Annotated in this window: 16 protein-coding genes; 6 read left to right on the top strand and 10 right to left on the bottom strand. The window is 55.5% G+C overall.

The window, feature by feature from the left end:
• Window positions 1-135 precede the first annotated feature (135 nt).
• On the bottom strand, window positions 136-1521 hold the full coding sequence (locus VEI50_09110; GenBank protein ID HXX75276.1) for a hypothetical protein: 1386 nt from the start codon (window positions 1519-1521) through the stop codon (window positions 136-138).
• A gap of 147 nt (window positions 1522-1668) precedes the next feature.
• Here VEI50_09110 and VEI50_09105 point away from each other — a divergent pair, with 147 nt between their 5' ends.
• The 4 genes from VEI50_09105 to VEI50_09090 all read left to right on the top strand — a co-directional run bounded on the left by VEI50_09105 (window position 1669) and on the right by VEI50_09090 (window position 4294).
• Entirely contained in the window at window positions 1669-2604 is a 936-nt protein-coding gene (locus tag VEI50_09105; GenBank protein ID HXX75275.1) for a ChaN family lipoprotein, read from the top strand.
• 46 nt (window positions 2605-2650) lie between these two features.
• Window positions 2651-2890 (top strand): CDGSH iron-sulfur domain-containing protein, encoded by a 240-nt coding sequence (locus VEI50_09100; protein ID HXX75274.1) that lies wholly within the window; start codon window positions 2651-2653, stop codon window positions 2888-2890.
• A gap of 254 nt (window positions 2891-3144) precedes the next feature.
• Complete coding sequence (locus tag VEI50_09095; protein ID HXX75273.1) at window positions 3145-3987, top strand: hypothetical protein; 843 nt, start codon at window positions 3145-3147, stop codon at window positions 3985-3987.
• 115 nt (window positions 3988-4102) lie between these two features.
• Entirely contained in the window at window positions 4103-4294 is a 192-nt protein-coding gene (locus VEI50_09090) for a hypothetical protein (protein HXX75272.1), read from the top strand.
• 99 nt (window positions 4295-4393) lie between these two features.
• On the opposite strand, the gene VEI50_09085 is transcribed toward VEI50_09090, so the two are convergent.
• Window positions 4394-4960: an arylesterase gene (locus VEI50_09085; protein ID HXX75271.1), complete on the bottom strand. Its 567-nt coding sequence runs from the start codon at window positions 4958-4960 to the stop codon at window positions 4394-4396.
• A gap of 193 nt (window positions 4961-5153) precedes the next feature.
• On the opposite strand from VEI50_09085, the gene VEI50_09080 reads away from it, so the two are divergent.
• Entirely contained in the window at window positions 5154-5858 is a 705-nt protein-coding gene (locus VEI50_09080; GenBank protein ID HXX75270.1) for an ABC transporter ATP-binding protein, read from the top strand.
• On the top strand, window positions 5855-8521 hold the full coding sequence (locus tag VEI50_09075) for an FtsX-like permease family protein (GenBank protein HXX75269.1): 2667 nt from the start codon (window positions 5855-5857) through the stop codon (window positions 8519-8521). The genes VEI50_09080 and VEI50_09075 overlap by 4 nt, the downstream gene beginning before the upstream one ends.
• A gap of 92 nt (window positions 8522-8613) precedes the next feature.
• Here VEI50_09075 and VEI50_09070 read toward each other — a convergent pair whose 3' ends face one another.
• The 8 genes from VEI50_09070 to VEI50_09035 all read right to left on the bottom strand — a co-directional run bounded on the left by VEI50_09070 (window position 8614) and on the right by VEI50_09035 (window position 18175).
• Entirely contained in the window at window positions 8614-9831 is a 1218-nt protein-coding gene (locus VEI50_09070; protein ID HXX75268.1) for a PQQ-dependent sugar dehydrogenase, read from the bottom strand.
• Between the two features lie 257 nt (window positions 9832-10088).
• Window positions 10089-12854: a M1 family metallopeptidase gene (locus VEI50_09065; GenBank protein HXX75267.1), complete on the bottom strand. Its 2766-nt coding sequence runs from the start codon at window positions 12852-12854 to the stop codon at window positions 10089-10091.
• Window positions 12851-13549 carry a ribose-5-phosphate isomerase RpiA gene (rpiA, locus tag VEI50_09060; GenBank protein ID HXX75266.1) on the bottom strand — a complete coding sequence of 233 codons (699 nt, stop codon included), beginning with the start codon at window positions 13547-13549 and terminating at the stop codon, window positions 12851-12853. The genes VEI50_09065 and rpiA overlap by 4 nt, the downstream gene beginning before the upstream one ends.
• Entirely contained in the window at window positions 13546-14610 is a 1065-nt protein-coding gene (glk, locus tag VEI50_09055; GenBank protein ID HXX75265.1) for a glucokinase, read from the bottom strand. Before glk ends, rpiA begins: the two co-directional genes overlap by 4 nt.
• A gap of 477 nt (window positions 14611-15087) precedes the next feature.
• A complete protein-coding gene (locus VEI50_09050; protein ID HXX75264.1) occupies window positions 15088-15678 on the bottom strand; it encodes a hypothetical protein in 591 nt (196 codons plus the stop codon).
• 73 nt (window positions 15679-15751) lie between these two features.
• A complete protein-coding gene (locus VEI50_09045; protein ID HXX75263.1) occupies window positions 15752-16378 on the bottom strand; it encodes a L,D-transpeptidase in 627 nt (208 codons plus the stop codon).
• Window positions 16379-16399: 21 nt separating this feature from the next.
• On the bottom strand, window positions 16400-17524 hold the full coding sequence (locus VEI50_09040) for a L,D-transpeptidase (GenBank protein ID HXX75262.1): 1125 nt from the start codon (window positions 17522-17524) through the stop codon (window positions 16400-16402).
• A 33-nt stretch (window positions 17525-17557) separates the two neighbouring features.
• Window positions 17558-18175: a hypothetical protein gene (locus tag VEI50_09035; GenBank protein ID HXX75261.1), complete on the bottom strand. Its 618-nt coding sequence runs from the start codon at window positions 18173-18175 to the stop codon at window positions 17558-17560.
• Window positions 18176-18524 lie beyond the last annotated feature (349 nt).

The following is an 18524-nucleotide window of genomic DNA, read 5'->3' as shown; positions in this document are numbered from 1 at the left end:
AAATGATGTGTGGATGGACACTGTCGAAGTCTAACAAAGGGTCGATAGACGGTCAATTTTTCAGCGGTTTTCTGTCGTTATCGGTGTTCGGATTGGTTGCGGTGCTGTCGAATGAAAGCGCGGGGTTATTCCGCCTCACGGACGTTCCGGCACGAGGCAAAGGAACCACGGAGTGGTTTCCTCCACCATATCGCGGAATCGTCGAGCTGTACTACTGGCTGGAACATTGGGGAAAACCGCTCCCCGACGAATCTGGATTGAGGAAAAGCAGTAGGGCCCCATCGCTCCCGATCGAATCGGCAACACACGTGGCAATTGTGCTCGGATTGGTCCCACATCAGTCAGATTCAGTGTGTCGCCGACTTCGAGGCTTCCCAGTCGATTGAAGGCCTCACCGAACACATTTGGAATCGTCTGCACGGTGAATGGAAGATCGTGCGGTCGATACCGTTCATCCTCGAGGAGCTGAGCGAGGAGTTCCCAAAACACTTGGTTGTCAACGGCTCCTAGAATACACAGTACGCCCAGGCGGGACATAAGATCCAGCAATGCGAGCGGGCCCCTGATCTCAAACTTCCATGGTGGAAACAACAGAGCTCGGTCGCCGTGTTGAACTTCAAGGGCTGTTTCGCCTTCGAAGCGCGTTTGACGGAACGAGCCTTTTGTGCGACGGAGCTCGCCCGTAATCACATCGACAGACAGTCTCGTGGGTTCATAGGCAAACGTGGGAGTGGCTGGTGCCCAACAGGTGACGATGGTATAGCGTGGCGCCATCCGTCCCGCACGTATCAGTTCTTCTGAAGCAAACATGTCTTGGTCACGAAAGAATTGAAACGAGAGGCCTGGTTTTGTCCGAAGCGCATCCAGTCGCTGGCGTCCGGGATGCAAAGGTCCGCCGAGTTTCGAATCAGGAAGAAGTCGATCGAGACAATGGAGCGTCAACTGGCGGCCTTGTTGCTGAAAGCGCGGCATGTACTGATCGGCGAGTTCACTGGCAAAGAAAAGGTCTCCCGCTCCGATGTCCAACAGCGAGGCCATATCTGCCTTGAGCAATAAATCAAAGGGATTGTCATGCTGTTGGATGAACGTCGAGACCGTTTCATGTGACAACAGCGGCAGAGGCCATTGCGATGTCGGACTTTCGACCAGGTCAAACCAGACGCAGAGTGCGCGAACGGCCTTGGTCGGGGGGAGTCCCGTTAGTTCCTTGAGTCGAGGCCCGATCAACTCTTGGAGCGTAGCTGCCTCACCCTGCTTGAGCGCGACTTCAATGGCGTCGCGGACGGGAATTGGAATCTCGACGCGGCGTGCCTCTTCGAGCAGCCGTTTCAGGGTGGCGCCGAGACGATCGACACCGACGAGGCGGCGCGACGCTTGCCATTGGGCGTCTCGCTCTTGCAGGAGCCTGGTGATTTGCGATCGAAAATCTGCCAGGACTTGGGCGTGCGAGGTCATGCCACCGTAAAATGGACGAGAGCTGCACAACACTTCCTGCTGGTGATCGGCAGAGCGAGGTAGCATAACGGGCTGCTCTCAGAGCGTCAAGGTTGTCTGCTTGCCGGTCCCAGGGAGCTGTGTTAGGTAAGGCCTATGGCTCAGGGTCAATCTGAAGGACGTCGTCTCTTCGATCGGCTTCACAGAAGTTCTGTCCTGCTGGGGGTGGCTCTCATGAGCATCGCGGCTTGCACCGCCGGCGAACCGGCGTCTTCTCAATTCGTCCAAAACCGAGAGCGATTCCATGAATGGCAGGTCATCAACGCTGTCAGTGGCCAGGTGATTCGAATGGATGATGTGATGAGGGAGTTGGCTCTGCAAGATGTCGTTTATCTGGGGGAAGAGCACCACAACCGGTACCACATCGAGGCAGCTCTCCAAGTTATGAGGGGGCTCATTGAGCGGGGACGGAAGCCGGGCCTGGCCATGGAAATGTTCGGCTGGGATGGTCAACCGGCTCTCGATCGGTATACCTCAGGGCAGGAACGCGACCGATCTGTATTCATCGAACAAAGTCACTGGCTCCAGAATTGGGGAGGGCCATTCGAAGACTACGAGCCCCTGGTTCAGCTTGCGAAGGATCGGCAGCTCTCGCTTGTGGCGCTGAATCCTCCAAAAGGTTTAGTGAAAATGGTCATGAAGAAAGGACTCGTGGCGGCGAGGTCCGATCCTGAGATGGCCCAATGGGGGATGCAGGATGAAACGATTGTCGATGAGCCGTTGTATCGCGAGCGGATAATCACGCAACTCCAACAATGTCATGGGGGAGGGGAGAGCCTCTATCAGTCGATGTATGAGGCCTCGATGGTGCGTGATGAAGGCATGGCTAAGACGATAGTGGAACGGCTAGCAACCATTCGCTCTGCTCAGGATCCTTTGGCGGGCCCAGTAGTGAGCTACACAGGCGGGGGTCACATTCAATACCAGCTTCCGGTGCCGAATCGAGTGACCCGTAGAGCTGGTTGGCCTGTCCGCCAGCTGAGTATTTATATGATGTCCTTTGAGAGAAACCGGGTCTCGGAGTTGGAGGAAGTGATTCGGGACAAAATTGCAGATTATATCTGGCTGACACCTATCGGAGTTCAAGGGCCGCCACGCCGCTGTCGATAGGTTCTGTTACTCAGGCAACTGGTGTAAGAAACAACGAGGGGACAACATGGCTGATCAGCTCATCATTGCGCAAGGCAATCCCTATGTGTTGGAGGTTGGACCTGGGACGATCTATTGGTGTCGTTGCGGCCGATCTAAAACACAACCCTTCTGTGACGGATCCCATACGGGAACGGATTTCGCTCCGATCGAGGTCACCTTTGACGAAAAGAAACGGGTGGCGTTCTGCGGCTGTAAGCATACAAAGAAGCCACCGTTTTGTGATGGCACCCACCTGAGAATTTAGGAGCAAAGGCGCCGATTTACGACGTCTTCAATATGAAACGCTTCCATGGTTCCGCCCATCTAGGCCTTAGCCATTAGACCGTCCTTCGATCAGCAGGTCTGCACCTGCCAGAACCGGGCGAACGCTTGACAGTTGGGTCAGTCCGTTCCAGACTACCCCGGAACATCATACGGGTCCTTTCAAACGTGGGACTGTAACGGATGCGAAACAAGATTCCCTGCTCAGCGGAGCGACTCAGCCTCCTCGACCCCCCTATGATTCAGTCAGTTGTGGATCGGGGTGCTTTCCAAATCGGGAACCAATACGTCACGGAAAATCGAGTCCGCATCGTTGAAGCGGATGAATCACAGATCTCCTCGGCAGTAATCGGCAGCTCGGGATTGTACGAACAAACGATCCGGCTGAAGGATGGGCACCTGGTGTCGAAATGCAGTTGCGCGTTGCCGGAAGAACCCATGTGCCGCCATTGCATCGCGGTGTTGCTGGAATACCATCGATGGGCTCAGCCACGCACCAGTCGGAAAGCAAGGACAGCTCCCACCGTACAGCCTGCAGCAAGCCCGCCGAACGGGAACGGATCCGTGGCCGCAGGGGGTTCTGCCATGGGCGATCTGAAACTGAGTGAGGTGATGGCCTTCATCGAATGGTTGCAACCAGCCATGAAAGCCGTGGAACGAGGTCAACCCTTGCCCGATTCCTCCAAACTGAGCGGCGAGGTGGCTGCCTGGGCGCATGCCATCAGAAATCTTGACGAACGTCGCCGGGAAGGAGAGGAAATTCAGTTGAGTTTGGAGTCCGACATCCGAGACCGGGAAGCCTATGTCGGACGGCTGACCCACCAACTTCAGGCATCCATGGCAGAGGTCAAGACGGCTCAGGTCGCCCACCAAGAGGCCATGCAGGAACTTGCAACCTATAAGAGCACATTGGCAAGAGTCGCGGATCTTGCGACCGAAGTCGGTGGGTATGACAACCAGCTCAAGTCGATTGCAGGAGACATGCTCTCAAAAGGGACTCAGCTCGAGAAACTCGCCGCATCGTTCAGAGAAGTGGCCACGGCCCTGAGGACCCTCACAAAGTCCGGCCCCTCTCAATAACGCATCCCTTACAGCTACCATCGGTCCGTTTGCATTCAAACCCTCTTGCGTCTCGAAAGCCAACTTCAGTACAATGCCGCCCACTTTTATGTTATCCGATTCGAGGAGGATAGGTATGAGAAAGATGGTTGCACGATTTGGTACGCTCGCGGGCTCTGTGCTACTGGTCGGCGTCTCCCTGGCACTGGCCAACGAACCGAAAGGCGAAGGTGGGCCGGATTATTCCGGAATTAGCTATATGTATTACACGCTGATCGGAGTCATTCTCGCCTACGGTGTCTACGACACGTTTTTGAAAAAGAGCTAACCGCTCTTTCCGAGAGTAGCGGACACCAGGCCCCTTGATCCTCTTAGAAGGCCTGGTGTCCGTGTTTTTCACGGTCCCCATCATCGCGGCGGACCTCCTTCACTGCTTCAGCAGGGGTTGTACCGTTTCCAGGATCTTCCCAACAATAATGCGATAGCCTTCCGCGGTAGGGTGTATTCCATCGGCTTGATTCAGTTTGATCGATCCGGCTACTCCGTCGAGGAAAAACGGAATCAGTTCGAGATGATACCGTCGAGCCAAAGTAGGATAGATCGATTCAAAGGCTCTGGTGTACTCGGCACCGTAGTTAGGCGGTAGCTTCATGCCGGCCAACACGACCGTGACCTTGGCCTCCTGGAGCTGCTGAATGATGTGTTCCAGGTTCGCCTGCGTTTGCTCGGGGTTGAGTCCGCGTAACCCGTCATTGGCTCCAAGTTCCAGGATGACGATGACGGGCCGGCTCTTGAGCACCCAGGCCACACGCCGGGCTCCTCCCGCCGTGGTTTCTCCACTGACTCCCGCGTTGACCACGCGATAGTGATAGCCCAACTCATCAAGTCGTCGTTGCAGCTGCGCGGGGTAAGATTCCGCAGGTCCGACTCCCAGGCCGGCCGTCAGGCTGTCACCAAACGCGACGATTCGCGGCTGCTCGACGGATGACGTCACACCGTTGGTCGAGGACGTCGTTGAGGCATGCGAAGGCGGCGGTAACGAGACCGTGGGTATTGGGGCGAGTATCACCAGCAAAGACCACAGTCCTGTCAGGCTGACTAAGAACCTGCGCAAAGGTGCGGGGTCTGGCATAGGAGTACAGTATAATACGGTCGGGTTCGCTCGAGTATCGTGAGGAATTCTTGCCATGATCGTCTTAAAGGGGTTGTCGATGCGGTTGGCCGCCGGTGGACGGGCGGTCACGATTCTTGATCAGATCGACCTCGTTATTCCATCGAAACAAATGGTCGCGATCGTGGGGCCGTCCGGCAGCGGAAAGTCGACTCTTTTGGGTCTGATGGCTGGATTAGACCGTCCGACCTCTGGCTCCGTCGTGCTCGACGGAGTGGATATCACCACTTTGTCGGAGAGTGCGCTCGCGCGGTACCGACGAAAAATGATTGGGTATATCTTTCAATCGTTCCACCTCATCCCAACCTTAACCGCGCTCGAAAATGTCATGGTCCCACTTGAGTTGACCGGAGTTTCTTCAGTGAAGAGGCGCGCTAGCGATCTCCTGGACGCAGTTGGCTTGCAGGACCGTCTTCACCATTATCCGGTGCAATTGTCCGGAGGTGAGCAACAGCGGGTCGCGGTGGCCAGAGCGTTCGCCTGTCGACCTCCAATCCTGCTGGCCGATGAACCGACCGGCAATCTTGATTCGGGTACTGGTCGACACATCATCGGGCTCTTACTCGACCTCCATCGTGACTACGGCACAACGCTGGTGTTGGTTACGCACGAGCGAGATGTTGCCTCGCTCATGCAGCGCGTGATCACGTTGCGGGATGGCCGCATCGAATCCGACGAGGAAACCGACGAGACGGTTTCCTCGGGAGAGTCCCCCTCGTGAATAAGTTTCTGTTCGCCATGGCGTGGCGAGAAACCAGGGGGGGCTGGCAACATTTTCTGTATTTTTTCGTCTGCATCGCCGTTGGTGTCGGCACATTGGTAGCCGTGTCACTATTCGCTGCCAATGTGGAGCGAGCCGTGATGCGTGAAGCGCGCGGACTACTCGGCGGTGATTTGGAAATGCGTCTATCTCATCCGCTTTCGGCAAAAGGGCAGGACGTGTTGACCTCTCTCACGACACGGGGCATCACGACTACTCACGTGAGCGAACTCATCGCGATGGCCGCGCGGGTAGATCAGGGTGGATCAGGTGTGTCAGCGACACAGATTGCTGAATTAAAGGCAGTGGAACAGGCCTATCCCTTGTATGGAACGATACGGCTTGAACCAACTGAATCCCTCGATACATTGCTACATCCCGACATCCGCCGATGCGGGGGGACTCCCTGTTTCGGAGCGGTGGTACAGAAATCCTTGCTCATTCGCATGGGTCTCTCTGTCGGCGAACGTCTCAAAATTGGGCAAGCTCTGTTCGTGATCACAGGTATCGTTCGAACTGAGCCGGATCGGATGGCCAACGCTTTCAGCCTAGGGCCGCGCGTGCTGATCTCGCGGGATGGCTTGAGTGCCGCTGAGCTGATCAAGCCCGGCAGTCGGGTTCGTGAGCGGTACCTCCTCACACTTCCTGCGAATCTCTCGACGAGTTCGCTTATACCTGAACTACGGGGTCGATTGGCCACGGATTCTGTACGCGTGTCTGGCTATCAGGACGCCCAACCTCAGCTCAAGCAGTATCTCCAACAGCTCACACGGTATCTCGGATTGATCGGCCTGACAGCGTTGTTTATCGGAGGGCTAGGCGTCGCGACGTCTATTCATGCGTTTCTGCGGGAGAAACTGCAGACGATCGCTATCCTCAAGACGGCAGGGGCGGATTCCGCAACGGTGATCAAAGCCTATGCGCTGCAAGCGATGTGGCTTGGCCTGGTCGGCAGCCTTGCCGGTGCCGCGATTGGGATCGGTCTGCAACGCGGCCTTCCCACACTCGTGACGAACCTGTTCGCCTCCGATCTCCTGGACCAATTGGGATTCTCGCCGGAGCTGTCGGTGTCTTCCCTATGGCCTGTGGTGAAGGGAGTGGCACTGGGACTCTTGTCGACGTTGCTCTTTGCGCTGTGGCCTTTGCTGACGATCAGAAACATGAAGCCTGCTGCAATTCTTCGACGTGATGTCGAGCCGATGCAAGTTGATGATCTCACGACACCACGCCAGTGGCAGGCGCGATGGGGATTGTGCGATCGGCTGAAACTTTTTACGGCGTGTGGTTTCGTCGTGGGATTAGTAGGTCTCTCGGTCTGGCAGGCAGAATCATGGCGTATTGGCCTCCTGTTTGTCGGTGCGCTCATCTTGGCCGTTGTATTTCTCGCTCTGTCGGCCAAACTCCTGGTGTTCGGACTTCGGCTGCTGCCCATACCGAAGTCGTTGAGCCTTCGGCAGGCACTCAGCAATGTTGCTCGACCAGGTGGCCAGGCCGTCGGAATCATGGTGGCGATCGGAATCGGAGTGATGGCAATCGCAACTGTGTCGCTCGTGGAACATGCGCTGCTTCAGCAGGTCGGCGACAGTCGACCGAGTGATGCACCCACGTTCTTTTTCATCGACATCCAGCCTGATCAGGCGGATAGGTTCGTGCAGATCGTCCACCAGCAGCTTCCCGGGAGGAAGCCAGACCTCACACCGTTGGTTCGGTCTCGACTCCACGCGATCAACGGGGAAACAATAAAAATAGACTCAGAGAGTGAACAGGAAGAGAAGAAGGAGACTGACAAGCAAGAGCAACGAAAGAACTGGTACGCCGCGCGCGAATACGTCCTGACCTTTCTAGATCAGGTTCCGAAGGACAACACAATTGTGAAAGGCGAATGGTGGAAGCAGGGAGAGGCCTTTGCAAAACCGCAGCTGTCAGTCGAAGAAGAAGCGGCGAAACATCTGGGCTTGGATGTCGGTTCCACGGTCGACCTCGACATTCAGGGCGCTATCGTCTCGGCAGAGGTGCGGAGTATTCGGAAGGTTGAATGGGGAAACTTCTCGACCAATTTCTACATGATTCTCTCACCGGGATCGCTCGATGGCGCTCCGGTCACCTATGTGGCAACGCTGCGCGTGCCGTCCGAGGAAGAAGTGCCGATTCAACAGGCGGTCGTGGCATCGTTTCCGAACGTCAGTGCCATTCATGTCGGCGATGTCCTCCAAAACTTTGCCCGCGTCCTTGATCGGCTCTCGTTGGCGATTCGCGCCGTCGCATCGTTTTGTGTATTGGCCGGTGGATTGGTCATGGCGGCAGCTCTCGCTGCGACACGCTACCGGCGCCTGTATGAATCGGTGATCCTAAAGGCATTGGGCGCAACGCGCGGTCTCGTTGCACGGTCCTTCGCCGCGGAATATGCGCTGTTGGGAGGAGTTGCTGGTCTCATCGGTATCTTGCTCGGGAGTCTGCTGACGTGGGCGGTGCTGACCTATTTCTTCGAACTCGCATGGAGCCTCCAGCCGAGCGTTCTGCTAATTGATATCAGCTTAACTGTCCTCTTGACCTTGGCCGTTGGGTTTCTTAGCACCTACCGTTTGTTGGGCCAACGTCCTCTGGCGGTGCTGAGACACGAATAGGAGTTTTAGCGGGTTTTCTCAACCATCTCGCGAGCGCTTCCCCTGCTGTCCATTCGAGAGCTTCTGTGCTACGGCAACCAATCGCTCGATGATCAGTTGGGGACTATCCGAAACAAGCTTCCTTGCGACGTCAGGATGTAAAGTTCCCCCTGAGCATCCTCGCCGAAGCTCGTAATGCTGCCGCCGGGAGCAAGAAGCGGCCACTCATTTTGTTCAGTAACCTGTCCACCGACGAAACGAAAGCTTCGGACAAACCCGGAACAGAGGTCACCGTAGAAATAGGTTCCCGGGAGCGCGGGAATAACCGATCCTCGATATACGTAACCGCCTATAATGGCGCAGCCTTGACTGTGATCATACTCAAGTACTGGTAACGTTAGACCAGCTGGTGGTGGGCAGGGTGAAAGGCTCGGAAAGCACAGAAATCCCTCCATAATGTTCCATCCATAATTCACTCCTGCTCCAGCCAGAAGCCCGGTCGCAATATCGATTTCCTCTTCTGTGCTTTCTCCCACGTCTGCGATAAAAAGATTCTTCGTTCCACGATCGAACGAAAATCGAAAGAGATTTCGAAGTCCATAGCTCCAGACTTCGTTTCCAAAGGGGTTCGGCCCAGAGTTCGTACAGGCTGCTGGCGGTCTAGGGGCATTGGGGTTCAACCGCAGGATCTTCCCGAGCAACGAGCCGGTAATCTGGGCCGGCGCGCCCCCAGTGCCACCATCGCCGACTGAGGCATATAGACAACCATCCGGTCCAAACGCAAGCATCCCGCCGTTGTGGTTGCTCGTATTAATAGGATGGGAGACGGACACGATCACCACACCGGTCGACTGATCGGCCAGATCAGGATTCAGAGCGTTTCGCATGTACCGAGCGACAGTCGGATTGCCGGACTGGTCGGTGTAGAAGACGTAGAACTGCTTGTTTGCGTTGTAGCTGGGATCAAAGGCCAATCCTAACAGGCCTCGTTCACCCCCGCTGGAGATTGGCGAGGGGGCCATTAAAGTGAAATCGATGAACGGGGTTGGATTGGGAGTTCCGGTCATCCGATCGAGAATCTGAATCCGCCCTGCTTGCTCGACCACGAAGAGGCGTGCGTTGTCATTCGGTGGTGCGGTCAAGAAGGTGAGAGCCGAGAATCCTGTCCGAACGGTTTGCAGTTTAAGGCTGACCGACGGTGGCGGCCCCCCGCCCTGTGTGGTGCCGTTATCTGAGTTGCTTCCACCACCGCATCCAGTGAGTGGGATAGCAAATACAACCAGCAGCTGACCAAGAAGTGTGGTGATTCTGGAGCGACGGTAGCACCACATAAACGTCGATCCTAGGAATGGCTGAAGGATGTAAAATATAAGAGCTGAAGATAGCAGAGGCAATGCGGCTTCTTACAAGCTTCATTCAATTCTGTCGTGCCATTTGATGGGATTTGCGCAGGAGAGGTCTGACGGGTCAGTAAGGGACGACGTGAAAGATGTTTCCTTTTATCGTCATGAGATAGATTTCCCCTTGGCGTCCTTCCCGAAACTAGTTATATCGCGGCCAGGGTATCTCAAAAACTCAATCTGATTGGTCACAATCGTGCTCCTGCTGCCCGATCGGCGAATGCGAGCAGATAGTCATACAGCTGCTTTCTATCTCGCTCCTGCATGTTCACCGCGATCCTTAACTGTTCCAGGTACTGGTCCAGCGTTTTTCCGCCCAGATCGATCTTGCGGGACGTGAAGAACGCATGGACATCTCGTTCAAGTTCCGGTGTTGTCAATGCAGCGATGCCGCCGCACATGCGACGCAGGCCTTGTTTCGGAAAGAGCCGATCCATCTGATCCCAATTGTTTTTGACGAAGGCCCATGCCAGCTCGCGTCCGTGGACGTTGCCCATGACGGCGCTGATCAGGAACGGAGCATCCTGAGTTCGAGTTTCCCCGTTCAGCGTGCGCGCCAGCGTCTGCTCCAACAACGGCTTGTGTCGGAACTCTGCCAGCGAAAACAGGTAGCGGCGCTCTTCTTGCGGGGTCGAGGCAGTACGGAACCGTTCAGTAAATTCCTCGTAACGGGCTTGGTCACCCGTAAATGCCAGAGTCGACACGACGGCGGGGACCAGATCAGGGTGGATCGCCGCCGGGTTTGTTTTGAACGCAGCATAGAGTTCTGCCGCGCGCTGCTGGGTCAGCGGATCGTTTCCGAGTTTCCCGAGCGCCGTGATCAATTCGCTTCGTAGTTGTCCAGTGAGTTCGGATTCTCCTCGTTTCGGCGTCCAGCCGATGTCCATAACGGCGGGGCTCACTCGTTGCCGTACCAGGGATTCCAACGCCGGCCGTACGTCCGAATCGATGAGACGGTTCAAAAATGCGAAGGAGTTTAACATGAGGGCCCACACGTTCTTGTCGCGGTCGGTCGCGAACTGCGCCGCGAGGTCGAGATACTCGGTGATCGGCATGAGTCCGGCGATGGTAATGGCCCATGCATCGTTGATCAGCGCAAACCGTTCCACAGCAGCCAGTTTGTCGAGCCCGGTTTTCAAGAGGCGAGCCAAGAGATCGGGCGCGTAACGGACTCGGTAGAACCCATGTCCACCCTCGTTGAGGAACAGAGAATCGAACTCGCTCGGCACGGGGAATCGTGCTTCTGTCTCTTCCAAGAGCAGGCGTGAGGTGGTGGGTTTGTCTCCAATGACGACTCGCATTTGAACCGGAATATGCCACCGCTGTCCTCGCGCGTGTTGTGACTGCCCATCATCGAGGTAATTGAAACGTTGTTGGGTCAAAACCAGCTCAGACGACTGATTGACGCTGGCGGTGACAAGTGGAAAACCGGGCTGGAAAATCCATCCCTCCATTAATTCCGGCACCGGTTGTTTCGCCACTTGGCCCAGTGAGATCCAGAGGTCTTTCGTATCGGCGTTGCCGTAGGCGTGCGTTCGCAAGTAATCACGCACTCCGTTCCGGAACACCGTTGGGCCGATGTGCTGCTCCAGCATTCGCAACACCGAAGCCCCCTTTTCATACGTCAACACATCGAACATCGCCTCCGCGTCTTTCGGAGCGCGAACCGGATATTCAATCGGTCTCGTGTTCTGAAGCCCGTCGACCGAGAAGGCTGCGGCACGTGACATGCTGAACGACTCCCAGCGTTTCCATTCCGGTTTCCAGGCGTCGACCGCCAACATTTCCATGAAGGTGGCAAAGGCTTCATTGAGCCACAATCCGTTCCACCAGGACATGGTCACGAGGTCGCCGAACCACATATGGGCGTTCTCATGGGCGACAACGTCGGCGACCCGCTCCAGCTCTGCATGGGTGGCAGCGCGTTGATCTACAAGGAGCGCCGTCTCTCGAAACGTGATCGCCCCAAGATTCTCCATCGCGCCCGACGCGAAATCCGGAATGGCGAGAAGGTCGAGTTTGCGGCCAGGATATGGAATGTCATAGTACCGTTCGAAGAATGAGAGCGAAGCTGCCGCAATGTCCTGTCCGAAGTGTGCGAGGTGGGTTTTCCCTGGGATCGCCCAAAGGCGGATCGGAGTCTGACCAACCATCGTTGGATCGGTCGATTCGAGGGTTCCAACGATGAAGGCCACAAGGTAGGTGGACATTCTGATCGTGTCTGAGAATCGGACAATCTTCTTCCCGTTCTCGACGCTCGCGGAGGTAATCGGAGTATTGGAGACCGCGGTGAGCGATGGATCAACGATTAAGGTAGCGGCAAACACAGCCTTAAAATCCGGTTCATCCCAGCAGGGAAAGGCGCGGCGCGCGTCGGTGGCTTCAAATTGCGTGGCCGCGATCGAATGGGTCGTGCCCGTCCGGTCCCTATACGTGCTCCGGTAGAATCCCCGGAGTTTATCGTTCAAGACGCCGGCGAAAGTCAGTCGAAGGGTCCACGTCCCCGGCGTAAGAGAGGTCGCGAAGGCAAGCCTGCAGCGTTGTAACGTATCGTCGAGTTCGATCGTCGTGGCGGTGTAACTGGTTCCATCCGTTGCCCGAAGCGAAGCAGCTCGGATGGTAAGTTCGGCGGCATTGAGCAGAATCTCAGCGGTTGGCTGCGTGATCGTCACCGTGACCGTTTCTTCTCCGAAGAACGTTGCCGTCTTGAAATTCGGCTCAAGTTGAAGGTCGTACCGGGTTGGCACGACGTGCCGAGGAAGCCGATATGGATCGACAGCCTGCGATGGAGAAACATGCTTCATATCTTCACCTTTCGGTCGTTCGGTGATGAGCGTGGTTGGTGATGAGGGAAGAACAAGGCCAAAGGCATTCAATGCAGGAATCGCCAGCAGAGACCGTGCACGCCGCACGATGGATCGAAGCGAGTCTCGTCTGCTGATGGGCTCACTCATGTCCTCACGGCTCGGTGCGTCTCGACTCCCTGCGGTGTGCCGACGATCAATAAATCGGTCCGACCAACAAACAGTCCCGTTTCAACAACGCCGGGAATCTCATTGAGGTGAATTTCGAGCTCGCGCGGGTTGTCGATCCGTGCGAGGTGCACATCTACGATGAAATGTCCTGCTTCTGTCTCGTACGGAGCGCCGTTCCGTTGTCGCAGTACCACGTGACTCTTCGTGAGGGTTTCGATGGCACGAGCCGTGTTTCCCCAGCCAAAGGGAATCACCTCGACCGGAAGGGGAAACGAGTGACCGAGCACTGGCACCCGTTTGGTATGGTCCACCAACACGATAAATTGCCTGGCGGATGCCGCAACGATTTTTTCTTTGAGCAAAGCGCCTCCGCCCCCTTTGATCAGGTTGAAGTGTGGGTCCACTTGGTCAGCCCCGTCGATCGCCACATCGGTCGTCCAGGTGTTTTCGGTGTCGATAAGCGGAATTCCACACTTCATGGCCAATTCCGCTGTCTCGTGGGAGGTCGGGACACCGCGTAGTTTCATCCCGGCTCGTACCTTCTCTCCCAGTGCTACCACCATGTGCCTGGCGGTTGAACCGGTCCCGAGTCCGACGACCATGCCGTCCTTGACGTAGTCGACGGCCTTAAGCGCCGCCATGCGTTTCAATGAATCGGAATCAATGATGGTCATGCCTGGGCCAACTCTGCGGCAATGGATGCAGCACCGATGAGACCCGTCCGCTGATTCATGACGACGTAAACGGGGATACTGCTCATCTGGCGCTTGTATCGCCCTTTGTTCGTGAACGCTTTCATGAAGGTTCCGTCCTTCAATTTGGGAAGGAGTTTAGGGGCTATCCCCCCTCCAAGATAGATGCCGTTGATCGCCATCGCTTTGAGAGTCAGATTCCCTGCTTCAGCCCCATAGATCGAGGCGAAGAGATCGAGTGTTTGTTTGGCGATCTCAGCCTGGCCTTTCAGGCCGGCCTCCGCGATTTCCGCCGATGGATCACCGGTCTTGATCTTCTCCGCCAGCCATGTCGGTTCATTTTTCTTTGTATCGCGGAGATATTCGTAGATGGTGTGGAGACCAGGGCCAGACAATACTCGCTCATAGCTGACATGCAGGTACTGTGTGCGAACATGCCGTAACAATTCAATCTCGATGTCACTGTTGGGTGCGAAATCTGCGTGGCCTCCCTCAGAAGGCATGGGCCGATACTTTGTCCCGTCCCAATAAAGAATACATTCTCCCAACCCGGTTCCCGCAGCGATGAGCGCGATCGCCTGTTTCTGGGATAGTGGCGTACCGGCATTCAACGTGAACAGTTCATCGGGACGGAGGAGCAGAATCCCGTTGGCCATCGCCTCGAGGTCGTTGAGTAGGCGAACGTGTGGAATATCGAATCGCTTTGCCAGCGAGGTGCCGTCGACGAACCAGGGTAGATTCGTCGTATGGCTCTTGTTCTCAATCACAGGCCCGGCCACACCGAAACAGGCACTTTTGATCGTCATCCGTTCGTCCGGCTTGGGCGGTGAAGGAGGTTCTTCGGGCTCGACTTTGGCTTGCCCGAGTTCGTCGACAGATGTCGAAGGTTTTGGTGGGACCAGGAATTCCGCCAGCATCTCTTCCAATGAGGCGTAATCGGCGCTGTGGAATGTCTCCAATCGCACCGGCTCGACCCGTTCCGTCGACCATTCATACAGTGCGAGGTGAGTTTTGGTGCCACCGATGTCTCCGGCCAGGATCATCTCTTCTTCCTCGCAGAGCGCAATCTATGCTGACTCAATCGTGAGATCCCCGCTGCGGGGTAATTTACTGGTCACAAGAGGCATTCCGCTGTCTTTGTCATGAGAGAGCTCAGCAGTATACGACCGGAGTCCATACCGGCTTCAAGAACTGTCTTCACCTTTCGGCTTTATTCGATCCAGCGATCAGAAACACTACCACAGTCGCCCCCTCAATCACACCCAGGGATCAGCGGGAGGTTTCGTGGGATCGCCATAATCGAAGGCGTGCAGGTGGCGAGCTGATCACGATCGAAAAATGTTTCGACCAAGGAAGACGAGAATGAGGTGCGGCCCTGAGGTCCTTTATTCAGGTATCGAAGTTCAGCAACTCGGGATATGACCGAAATGAGCAGCGACATGTCCGTACGAGGAGGTTTTAATCGTGGAGTCGAACGCACGGTAAGTTTCTATCGTGTAAACGCGAATGGCTTCAAGAACCTAGTGGATGGGTCGGCGAATGAGCACCGGCATGCCATCGGTTAGCATCCAGGCCAATGATTGTGCATCATCGACGCTCACGGTGAGGTCAAGCTCGGGTGCGACAGCGGAATTAGCTTCAGTCCAGATCGCACGCCACCATTTGATGACCAGTCTCCACCATTGCCTCACGAAGTGCGCTGCCATTCCCCAAAGACTCGCTTGCCCATAGGAATCGAGTGTAATCGTCAATGCCGGAGTAAATTGCAGAGAATAGGCCGTTGGCATGTCAGCCAAGGAGATCGGTTCCTGTTCGGGACTGATTGAAGGGTCGATCTTCCGACGGGTGACAAGAGGACGTTCCTTTAATCGAAAGGTCATGATGAGTTCATGCTGATCCGAAGTGCTCCAGTGCTTGATCGGAATCCGGTGGAGTTCTATGCCGCGGCCTTTGAGCAAGATAGTATTTGCAGGGAGATCGATGAGCACGTAGGTCTGAGGCCGAGCAGCTACCTTCACTTCTTCGGCAAGAACCCGTGTGGCTTCTTGGAGTGCCGCCGCGTCGGTGACATCCACAAACGGTCGCGATGAAGGGTCAACAGTCGATGTCATCGGAATCAAAGTCAGAATGAGAGAAAAGAGAGAGGGGATGAACGTCATGGAGGCTGCGTTGGGCCGCAGCTGGTTAGAAAATCATGATCGGCGTACCGACCTTTGCAAGCCGATAGACACTCTTGAGATCCTCGTCGTTGAGTCGAATGCACCCGTGGGTCACATTTTTCCCGAGTAGTCTAGTGTAAAGCGTGCCATGGATGAAATAGCCCTTGCCAAATCCGAGCGCATACTCTCCGAGGACGCCTGGCTCCATCCGTTCCGCTTGGTTCTTGGGGACGGCGAGACCTTCTTCAATGAAGGCCCAGTCAGGTTTCACCCACACGGGATTCGTGAGTTTCGATTGGACGAAAAACTCGCCTCGCGGTGTGTCAAAGACCCATTGGCTCTGGGCCTCGCCAGGCTTATCCAAAATGGTGCCACTCCCGGTCGAGGCTAGCGCGTCGAGCATGACACGGTCACGGTGTCGGATGTACAAGTGGTTACGCGCAGTATCGACCAGGATATAGGGTTGACCCGGCATCAATTGAGCGAGCTGTCTACTGAGCGAATAGTAACGGCCTTGGAGTTGCCGTAAGGTAGCTGGATCAGTTGGTTTGGGGGGAGCAGCCGAGGCATCTGGCGACGAGAGTCCGCTGCTTGGGGCCAAGGTGAGAAGAAGCACCAGGCTGATCAATCCGGGGTACAGAGTCTGTATCACCTGTTTCATCATATGGCTTGCTCAGATAGTGTTCCGCTGTCCAAGATTGGCGAGCGCTTCGGCAACAGAATTGTGCTCGTGGAGGGCTCCAACGATGGTCACGGGAGTTCCCTTCTCGACTCGGTCGTACAGATAGACCATCTGGGCGTTTTCGAGCATCACGCAGCCCAACGTTTGCGCCATCAGCTCGTTCTCGACTCCATGGATCTCGATCTGTCCACCGATTCCTTTTGATGCTGGAATCAGTCCGGTCTTCCGTGCCGAGTGAAACCGGCGGCGATCTTCCTCATTCGGGTAATCGAGCAGCAAGGCCCGATAAAACTGAGTTTGCCCCTGCCCGCGCTTACCCGTGATGTGATAACGTCCTTCCGGCGTAGCGCCGTCTCCCTGGTATCGTTTCTCGCGGATTCCATTGAACCCAAGTCGCACCGGGTATGATAGCACCTTCTGGCCGTTCTTGTAGAGGGTCAGCACACGGTCGGCCTTGCTCACGATGATCGCACTCGTGTGGTGGCGTTGTGACCATGCAATCGTATCCTTCGCCATCCGTTGCCATCGGCCAATCCGGCCGTGATCGGCGTACCGCCCTAACTCGTTGCTCAACACGGTGGCCTGGGAGGTGAGCATCTGTCCAGCCTTGTCAGATGCCTCGATTGATCGCTCGAATTTTCCATCTTCAAAAAATGCTCGTGCCTGCTTAACGAGGAGGTCGGTTTCGATCAACTGTTGACCGAGGACAAGTCGGCTATCGATTGCTCCCACCTGGTCGGTTAGAACCTGGAAACGATTCTCGACAGCGGTAAGCTTGTGTTCAGCTGTCTCTCGGAGCACCTTGCGTTGATCTGCGACCCGTGCGACTGTCTGGATGCCTTCTTCGTAGAGCTTTCGAAGGGCCAGATCGAGTTCATTGGGTTCCCATGGCCAGTGGATGAGGTCTTCTTCGGCTTCAACACGAGCCTTGAGGGCTATCCATTGATGGGCAAATCGGCTATAGTCATCGGGTGCCAGTTCCGCGGCCCGCAGGTCCATGAGGTTTCGATCAATTGATTCAATCGCTTCGACCACATCTTGTGGCACGGCCTCCGTACAGGCGGTCAAGATTACCACCAAGACGAGGAACACACATCCGGATGCGAACGAATACATGAGTCGTTGATGCTTCGTCATAAGCTGCCTGGCTTATTTCTTTTTCGCCGGTGCTTTCCCCTTGCCGATTTTGGCCAACGCGGTTTCGATTTCATGAGAGACCGCAGCACTTTTCTCGCGAATCGCTTCCGCCTGTTTCTGAGCCGCTTGATAGTCGGCTTTGTCGATCGCTATTTGGACTTGGTTCAAGGAAGCTTTCAGCGCGTCGGCGTCAGCCTTGATTGCCTCCAATGCCGCCCGGTCTTTGCCAGCGGGGGCTTTCGCCACGAGGTCGAGCGTGACCCTGACTGATTCTTGAGCGGCTTGCTGGGCTTGTAACGCGGCAGTCTTTGCTTCTTCTCTCTTCTTTTCCGCTTCTCCCTTGACTCGCTCCGCATCCGTCTTCGCTGCAATGGCCAGTTGTTCGGCCTTTCCGTAGTCCCGCAGCAACGCAAACTTTGTATCTTGGTCGGCCACTTCCTTCTTAAGAGCGGACAAGGCACCTTCGAGCTTTGTGTATTCCTCTGCCACATAGGTGGCAGCGCCGCTTTGTTGAGCCTCTGCTACGGCCTTTTCCGCTGCCTCGATTTGCTCTGTGGGTGGTTTCGCGCACCCAGTCACAAGGACGAGGGCGAGGGCAATGAGCGCGAAGTTCAGTCGTTTTTCCGTCATGTCATCCTCCTCCAGTAAAGGTTTGGCGTGGCCATGCTTTTGTTACTATTGTTGCAGTCCAGTCTGGATTTCGCTCAGAATTCCAATGATAAACCCACTAGCCAATCGCAAACTCAATGCCAGGGTGACCAGCACAAATTTTATCAAAAACTCATGTTTTCACAACAATTTAGCGGATCTATTTATACAGAACTCCTCAAAATTCTGTGGCAGTCTAGCGTGATTTCGCGCAGAAACGCCTCAAATAATGGGAAAATTCACGAGAATTGATTATAAGGACTAGATCCGATGAGCAGTAACCCCACGATCGGTTCCTTGTTGTTGTTATGAGAACTCGATGTCTTACCAT

Source organism: Nitrospiraceae bacterium (assembly GCA_035623075.1).
Taxonomy (GTDB): Bacteria; Nitrospirota; Nitrospiria; order Nitrospirales; family Nitrospiraceae; genus DASPUC01.
The sequence above is the reverse complement of the archived record's forward strand: the minus strand, read 5'-3'. Positions and strand labels throughout refer to the sequence as shown.